Below are 7,699 nucleotides of genomic sequence, written 5' to 3' on the forward strand. Positions count from 1 at the left end.
TGGTCGCAAGGAGCGCTGGGCCGTGATGGGCATCAATGGCGCCGGCAAGTCGACGCTGCTCAAGCTGGTGACCGGCTCGACCAAGCCGGACAATGGCACCGTGGCGCTCGGCGGCAGCGTCAAGATGGGCTATTTCGCGCAGCACGCGATGGACCTGCTCGAGGGCGAGCGCACCGTGTTCCAGAATCTGGAAGATACGTTTCCGCAGGCCGGGCAGGGCTCGTTGCGCGCGCTGGCCGGCTGTTTCGGATTCTCCGGCGACGACGTCGAGAAGAAGTGCCGGGTGCTCTCGGGTGGCGAGAAGGCGCGGCTGGTGATGGCCAAGATGCTGTTCGATCCACCGAACTTTCTGGTGCTCGACGAGCCGACCAACCATCTCGACATGGCGACCAAGGAGATGCTGATCTCGGCGCTGTCGCAATATGAGGGCACCATGCTGTTCGTGTCGCATGACCGCCACTTCCTGGCGGCACTGTCGAACCGGGTGCTGGAACTGACGCCGGACGGCATCCACCAATATGGCGGCGGCTATACCGAATATGTCGCGCGCACCGGCCAGGAAGCGCCCGGACTGCGGAGCTGAGCGGCAACCTGCGCGCAGGCATACCGGTTCTGCGTGCCCGGCAAGTGGCTGCTCCTTCAATGCGTCAGTGGCGTCCCCATATCCCCGGGATGGCCAACAATATATCTCCCGTCACCATTCGTCCGCGTCGCGGCAGTCCGGTCTTTGTCTGCAAAAAATGTCTCGGCCGTGTCGCCGACGGCAAGGAACTGCGGCGGGCGCTGAAGTCTGAAGTGAAACGACGTAGCGAAGCCCAAGGCGTCAAGCGTCCGCGCGTGGTGCTGACGGGCTGCCTCGGCATCTGCCCGAAGCGCGCTGTCGTGGTGGCAAGTGAAGCGACGCTGCGGCGTGGCGAATATCTGCTGCTGGCCGATGCCACATCGGCAGCCGAGGCCGTGACGACCCTGATGCCGCCGGCTGTCGAGTAAGGTTACAACAGCTCCGTCGACGCAGCGCTGGCATGAGCACGGCCGCGGTTGACCGCGCCGGCCATCGCCGTCACGGTGCCGCAACTCTCCCTCCAGCCGAATCTCCATCATGTTCAGCATTGCCGCGCTCTGGATTCCCTTCACCATCGTTGCCTCGCTGGGGCAGGTGGCGCGCAATGCGATGCAGCGCTCGCTGACCGGGCCGCTCGGTATCTGGGGCGCCACCAATATCCGCTTTTTGTTCGGCTTCCCGTTCTCGGTGATCTTCTTCGCGGTGGTCATCGTCGCGACCGGCGACCGGATCCCGTGGCCGGGCGCGGTGTTCTGGCCCTGGCTGCTGCTTGGGTCGCTGAGCCAGATCCTCGCCACCGGGCTGATGCTGGCGGCGATGAACGACCGTTCTTTCGTCGTCACCACGGCCTATCTCAAGACCGAGGCAATCCAGACCGCGATCTTCGGTTTCGTCTTCCTCGGCGATCACCTCACCTTGCTCAAGGTGGTCGCGATCCTGATCGCCACCATCGGCGTGGTGGTCACCGCGCTGCGTCCGGGCGCGGTGCGCGATATTGCCAGCGTGCGGCCGACCGTGCTGGGGCTGGTGGCCGCCGCGGCCTTTGCGTTTTCCGCCGTGGGCTTTCGCGGCGCCATCATCGTGGTGCCTGATGTCGGCTTCGTCACCGCTGCCTCTTACACCCTGGTGTGCGGCCTGTTCGTGCAGACATTGGTGTTGACGGTCTATCTGGTGCTGCGGGCGCCGAAGGTGCTGCGGGATATCCTCGGCCTGTGGAAGCCGTCGCTGCTGGCCGGTTTCATGGGCGCCGCGGCGTCGCAGTTCTGGTTTCTGGCCTTCGCGCTGACCGCGGCGGCCAATGTGCGGACGCTGGCGCTGGTCGAGGTGTTGTTCGCGCAGGCGGTGGCGTATTTTTCCTTCAAGCAACCCTTGTCGGTGCGTGAATTGTCGGGCATCGCGCTGATCGTGGTCGGCGTGGCCCTGCTGGTGTCGGTCTAGTTCCGCTGGATGTGGCGATGCCGCGTCATTGCGATGTCGAGATTGCGTTGGATCGCCTCCGCGTGATTTATTCGAGCGGCGAAGCGGAATAGTTCTGCGATCCGGTCCAAGGCAGTTCGATGCGCATTCTGATCCTTCTCGCCTGGCTCGTGGCCGCCGGCCCGGTCTGGGCGGCCGACGCCATCGTGCGCGATGGCGACACCATCCAGCTCGGCAATATCATCTACCGGATGGCGGGCATCGATGCACCGGAGCTGGACCAGACCTGTCTCGATGAACATGCCGATGTGTGGGCCTGCGGCACCGAAACGCGTGATCAACTCGTCAAGTTGATCGCACAGCGCGAGGTGCGCTGCGAGGATCTGGGTCCCGACAGCGCGTTCAAGAACCGGCGCGTCGGCCTCTGCAGCGTCGTCGGCGAATCGATCAGCCTGAACCAGTTGTTGCTGCGTCAGGGTTTCGCGGTGGCGGTCGATCCCGTCGCCAGCAAGGGATTTACCGTCGACGAGGCGCAGGCGCGGGAGAGGCGGCAGGGATTGTGGAAGGGCTGCTTCGTGGCGCCGGCGGATTTTCGCAAGCACGAGACGGCTGGCGCGCTGCTGGGCGGCGCCTGTCCGGCCGACAAGGACCGCGAATTGCGCGCGGCGCTGTTTCCCGAGGATCTGGTGATGCCGCCGGGCTGCAATATCCGGGCAAAACTCGCCCGCCGCGCCCGCATGACCGGCCATGTCGGGATCTACCTGACACCGCAATGTCAGAATTACGCCACGCAGCCGAAGCCGGACCGCTGGTTCTGTTCGGAAGAGGAGGCCCAGGCCGCGTTTTATCGCAAGGCCTTTAATTGCCGGGCCATCAGCCGCCGCAACTGAGCCGCGCAGCTCTGGACGCCGACGGCTGAACCACGTAGCCAGAAGTGATATGGAAACCGGTCGTCCGGGAAATTCCAGCCCGCGAAATCCGGAGTGAACGCCGTGGCCGAGCCAAGCCCGTCAGCCGCCATCGAAGCCGTGGAACGCGGCCTTGCCGCCGCCGGCTACATCGCCAGTCGGCAGATCGCGACCGCAGTCTATCTGGCGCACAAAATCGAAAAACCGATTCTGGTCGAGGGGCCCGCCGGCGCCGGCAAGACCGAACTCGCCAAGGCGATCGCCTCCTGGCGCGGGCTCGAGATGATCCGGATGCAGTGTTATGAGGGGCTCGACGAGGCCAAGGCGCTGTATGAGTGGAAATACGCCAAGCAGTTGCTTTATACCCAGATTCTCAAGGACAAGCTCGGCGAGGTGCTGGGCGGCGCCGACACGTTGGCCGGCGCGCTCGATCAGTTGCACGATTTCGGCGACGTGTTCTTCTCCAAGGAATTCGTCGAGCCGCGCCCGTTGCTGCGCGCTCTGGAGCAGCCGATGGGTTGCGTGCTGCTGATCGACGAAATCGACAAGTCCGACGCCGAATTCGAATCGCTGCTGCTGGAAATTCTCTCCGACTACCAGATTACGATTCCCGAACTCGGTACGGTGTCGGCACTGGTACCGCCGACCGTGATCCTGACTTCGAACGGCGAACGCGATCTCGGCGACGCGCTCAAGCGCCGCTGCCTGCATCTGCATATCGGCTTTCCCGAACCTAAACTGGAAGAGCGCATTGTCGAGACAAGGGTGCCGGGGATCTCGGCGACCTTGCGGAAACAGCTGGTCGGCTTCGTCAACCAGGTCCGCACCCTCGATCTGAAGAAGCTGCCGTCGGTCAGCGAGACCATCGACTGGGCGCGCGTTCTGGTGCTGCTGGAAGCCGAGGAACTCGGCCATCAGATCGTCAAGGACACGCTCAATGTGTTGTTGAAGTACGAAGCCGATATCGAGGTAACGCTACCGCAGGTGACGACGTTCGTCGCCAAGGCCGGGCGCCAGGGCGTGTTCGGGTAGGCCGATGAGACAGTCGCTGCATCGCTTTTTTCGGGCGGCGCGCGGGGCGGGCGTACGAATCTCGCCGGCCGAAAGCATCGATGCGATGCGGGCGGTCGCCGAAATCGGGCCGGCTGATCGGGCGATCCTGCGCGACGCGCTGCTGCTTACGCTGGCCAAGAACAATGATGAGAAGGCCGCGCTCGGTGATTGCTTCGATACATTCTTCGCGCACCCTGAATTCGAGAACCCGTCGCAGCCGCCGGCAAGCGACGAGACAAGCACCGCACCGGCCGCAGCACCTGCTCCGGGTGAGGCGTCGGGCGAACTCGGGCCGCTGTCACAGATGTTGCTGGCGCAGGATCGCGCCGGCATGGCTGCCGCGCTGTCGAACGCATCCAACGCTGCCGGCCTGTCAGACATCCGCTTCTTCACCCAGCGCGGCATCTTTTCGAGCCGACTGCTCGAGCAACTCGGTATTGCCCATCTGCGTGATGATATCGATGCGCTGACCGCGACCAATCCCGCGCAGGCCGAGCGTTTGTCAGCGGCGCTGGCCGCGTTGCGCGAAAATGTCAGCGAGCGCGTCGCGCAGGCGCTGCTGCTGTATGGCCGCGAGGATAAGGAGACGCTGCGCCACGACATCCTGCGCAACGCGCCGCTATCGCGGCTGGAGCCGCGCCAGGTCGAGCAGATGCGGGCACTGATCCGGCAGATCGCGCGCCGGCTGCGGGAGCGTTTCAGCAAGCCGCGCAAGCGGCAGCGCCGTGGCCATCTCGACGTTCGCCGCACCATGCGCCGCAACGCCGCCTGGGGCGGCATCCCGTTCATGACCGCGTGGAAGCGCCGGCGCCGCGACCGACCGAAGATCGTCGCGATCTGCGACGTCAGCGGCTCGGTGGCGCAGGTGTCTGACTTTTTCCTGCTGCTGGTGCACAGCCTGCATGAAGTGGTGTCCGATGTCCGCACCTTCGCCTTCTCCGGCAATCTGATCGAGGTCAGCGATGTGCTGGACAAGAAGAAACCCGAGGAAGCGATGCGGGATATCATGTCCAGCGTGGGCTACGGTTCGTCCGATTACGGTCGCTCGCTGGCGGATTTCGAAAAGAAGTGGATGAGCGCGGTGACCGCGCAGACCACCGTGATCGTATTGGGCGATGCGCGTAGCAACAACCTCGATCCCCGCGCCGACATCCTGCGGCGCATCGGCGAGCGGTCGAAGCGTCTGGTCTGGCTCAATCCCGAAGGGCGCATGGCATGGGGCTGGGGCGACTCCGAGATGCCGCGTTACGCCACTTTCTGCAACGTGGTGCGCCAGTGCGCCACGGCGCAGCAGCTCGAACGCGCCGTCGCGGACATCGTTTCGACGTACCGCTAGTCCAACTATCGATCAGTCACCATCAGCGCTCTCGCAAAAAGTCGCGACGGTGACATCGATGCGCTTCTTCAGCATGCGTGGATCGAGGCGGTGGCTGTCGTCGATCAGATGCTTGAAATGATCGATGCCCAATACGGAGCCGATGATCATCTCGGCGACCATCCGGGCAGGCAGCTTGCGCAGATGGGGCCGTAGCTTGACGCGCTTGATGCAGTCAATCACGCCTTCCGGGCCATACTGGAAAGCGACATCGGAAAAGATCCTGGCGAAATCCGGCGATGCGACGCGTTCGCCGACAATCAGTCGATGTAGCGCGATCTCTTTCGGAGAGAAGGCGGAGTCCAGTACCCGCTTCAACCATAGCTTCAATTGCTGCTCTGGTGTTCCTGTCAGCGCGGGACCGTCCCAGAATCGAAACTGGCCGGCGCTGCGCAACAGCGTGGCGCGAAACAGGTCGCTCTTGCTGTCAAACATCTTGTACAGCGTCTTCTTCGACATGCCGGCGGCGTGGGCGATATCGTCCATCGTCGTCGCGGCAAAGCCTTTGCGGCTAAATGACGCTTCGGCTGCGAGCAGAAGATTAGCGAGGCGTGCATCGATCGCGGCCGCGCCCTCTGGTACCATTATTGGCGCGGCCGCGGGCGTGCGGGAACGAACCGGCGTGTTGTGGCTTTTGTTTCTCGATGTCGACGTGGCGGCGGCGGTCATGGATCAAATCCCGGGGGCGTATTGTCACGAAAGGTTGCTTGGCGGCGCAAAGGCGGAAATGTCGAGGCCAGCCTAGCGATTGACTTCGCATAAGGAAACTACCAAGTTTCCAATACGAAACCAGAGAGTTTCTCATTCTTCATCAACGGCGACGATCTCCCATCCACGGAGGTCGGGCGCCGTTTGTCATTACGGACCAGTTAATGCATTCCCTCATCGGCCGATTACTGCCCCTCGGCGCGGCGCTGCTACTGGCCACTTCCGTTGCCGGTTGCGGTCCGCAAGCCTCGGAGTCGGCGCCCGCGGCGAAGGCAGAAGTTGGCGTTCTCACGCTGAAGGCCCAAGCGGCGCCGATCACGACGGTATTACCGGGCCGTACCAGCGCCTATCAGGTTGCCGAGGTGCGTCCGCAGGTGACGGGTATGCTTCAGAAGCGCAATTTCGTGGAAGGCGCCGAGGTCAAGGCTGGCGACCTGCTCTATGAAATCGACGCGGCGTCCTATCAGGCCGCGCTGGAAAGCGCTGAGGCCGCGCTGCTCAAGGTTCAGGCGGCCCTGGTCAGCGTGAAGCTGAAGGCAGATCGCAAGATTTAGCTGCTCAGAACCAACGCGGCGAGCCAGCAGGAAGTCGATGATGCGGTGGCGACGTTGAAATCGGGTCAGGCCGATGTGAAGGCTGCCGAAGCCAATCTCGATACCGCGAGCATCGCGCTCGACCGGACGCGGGTGACGGCGCCGATATCGGGGCGCATCGGGAAATCCTCGATCACGCCCGGCGCGCTGGTAACGGCCGGCCAGGCCACGGCGTTGACCATGATCCAGCAGCTCGATCCGATCTATGTCGACCTCGACCAGTCGACCTCGGAGATGACACGGCTGCGCGCGCAGATCGACAGTGGCAAGCTCAAGCAGGAAAACGGCAAGGTGCAGATCGAACTGCTGATGGAAGGTGGCGGCACCTATGACCAGAAGGGCAAGTTCGGCTTCACCGACTCGTTCGTCAACGAAAGCACGGGCTCGGTGAGTTCACGCGCGACCTTCGCCAATCCCGCGCGCAAGCTGCTGCCCGGCCTGTACGTCCGCGCGCGGATCGTGGCTGGTGTCGATGCCACCGCGATTCTGGTCCCGCAGCGCGCGGTGTCGCGAAACCCGCTGGGCAAAGCAACCGCGATGTTCGTCGATGCGAGCGGCAAGGTCGAGCAGCGTATCCTCGAGATCGGCCAGGCCGTTGGCAACAACTGGCTGGTGGCGAGTGGCGCCAAGGTTGGTGATCGTGTCATCATCGACGGCATGCAGAAAGTGAAGGCCGGGGCCAACGCGACCGCGATCGAGGTCGTCGTCGATCCCGCGACAGGTCTCGCGGTCGATCCAGGCAAACGGCAGGCCGAGCTAAGCTCCGATACCAGCGTCCGGAGCGAGTAGACCATGTCGCATTTTTTCATTCGGCGACCGATCTTCGCCTGGGTTCTCGCCATCCTGATCATGCTTGCCGGCGTGCTGGCGATTCGACAATTGCCGATCGCGCAATATCCGCGGATCGCGCCGACGGTGGTGACCATTTCGGCGACCTATCCCGGCGCCGATGCCCAGACGGCCGAGAACTCGGTGACGAAGGTCATCGAGCAGAACATGACAGGCATCGACTTCCTGCAATACATGTCGGCGACGTCGACCTCGACCGGCACCGTGGCGATCACGCTGACCTTCAGCAGCGAAG

The 7,699-nt window shown here is 63.5% G+C and carries 10 protein-coding genes; 9 read left to right on the top strand and 1 reads right to left on the bottom strand.

Annotation, left to right across the window (positions count from 1 at the left end; genetic code table 11):
• The 6 genes from Q0S16_RS02435 to Q0S16_RS02460 all read left to right on the top strand — a co-directional run.
• A partial coding sequence (locus Q0S16_RS02435; protein ID WP_295844635.1) for an ATP-binding cassette domain-containing protein occupies positions 1–583 on the top strand: 583 nt, incomplete at its 5' end.
• 212 nt (positions 584–795) lie between these two features.
• Positions 796–990 (top strand): hypothetical protein, encoded by a 195-nt coding sequence (locus Q0S16_RS26375; RefSeq protein WP_366517793.1) that lies wholly within the window; start codon positions 796–798, stop codon positions 988–990.
• A 109-nt stretch (positions 991–1,099) separates the two neighbouring features.
• The gene (locus Q0S16_RS02445; RefSeq protein WP_295844637.1) at positions 1,100–1,999 is read left to right on the top strand and encodes an EamA family transporter; all 900 of its coding nucleotides are present in this window, start codon (positions 1,100–1,102) and stop codon (positions 1,997–1,999) included.
• A gap of 119 nt (positions 2,000–2,118) precedes the next feature.
• Positions 2,119–2,868: a thermonuclease family protein gene (locus Q0S16_RS02450; protein ID WP_295844638.1), complete on the top strand. Its 750-nt coding sequence runs from the start codon at positions 2,119–2,121 to the stop codon at positions 2,866–2,868.
• Positions 2,869–2,970: 102 nt separating this feature from the next.
• Positions 2,971–3,918: a MoxR family ATPase gene (locus Q0S16_RS02455; protein ID WP_295844639.1), complete on the top strand. Its 948-nt coding sequence runs from the start codon at positions 2,971–2,973 to the stop codon at positions 3,916–3,918.
• 4 nt (positions 3,919–3,922) lie between these two features.
• Entirely contained in the window at positions 3,923–5,275 is a 1,353-nt protein-coding gene (locus Q0S16_RS02460; protein ID WP_295844641.1) for a VWA domain-containing protein, read from the top strand.
• A gap of 12 nt (positions 5,276–5,287) precedes the next feature.
• Here Q0S16_RS02460 and Q0S16_RS02465 read toward each other — a convergent pair whose 3' ends face one another.
• On the bottom strand, positions 5,288–5,983 hold the full coding sequence (locus Q0S16_RS02465; protein WP_295844642.1) for a TetR/AcrR family transcriptional regulator: 696 nt from the start codon (positions 5,981–5,983) through the stop codon (positions 5,288–5,290).
• Between the two features lie 203 nt (positions 5,984–6,186).
• On the opposite strand from Q0S16_RS02465, the gene Q0S16_RS02470 reads away from it, so the two are divergent.
• From Q0S16_RS02470 to Q0S16_RS02480, 3 genes are all read left to right on the top strand, one after another.
• On the top strand, positions 6,187–6,576 hold the full coding sequence (locus tag Q0S16_RS02470) for a biotin/lipoyl-binding protein (RefSeq protein WP_295844644.1): 390 nt from the start codon (positions 6,187–6,189) through the stop codon (positions 6,574–6,576).
• Complete coding sequence (locus tag Q0S16_RS02475; protein ID WP_295844647.1) at positions 6,577–7,404, top strand: efflux RND transporter periplasmic adaptor subunit; 828 nt, start codon at positions 6,577–6,579, stop codon at positions 7,402–7,404.
• Between the two features lie 3 nt (positions 7,405–7,407).
• Positions 7,408–7,699 (top strand): efflux RND transporter permease subunit (locus Q0S16_RS02480; RefSeq protein WP_295844645.1); only part of this gene is annotated, 292 nt, incomplete at its 3' end.

The organism is Tardiphaga sp. (assembly GCF_025356345.1).
Classification (GTDB): domain Bacteria; phylum Pseudomonadota; class Alphaproteobacteria; order Rhizobiales; family Xanthobacteraceae; genus Tardiphaga.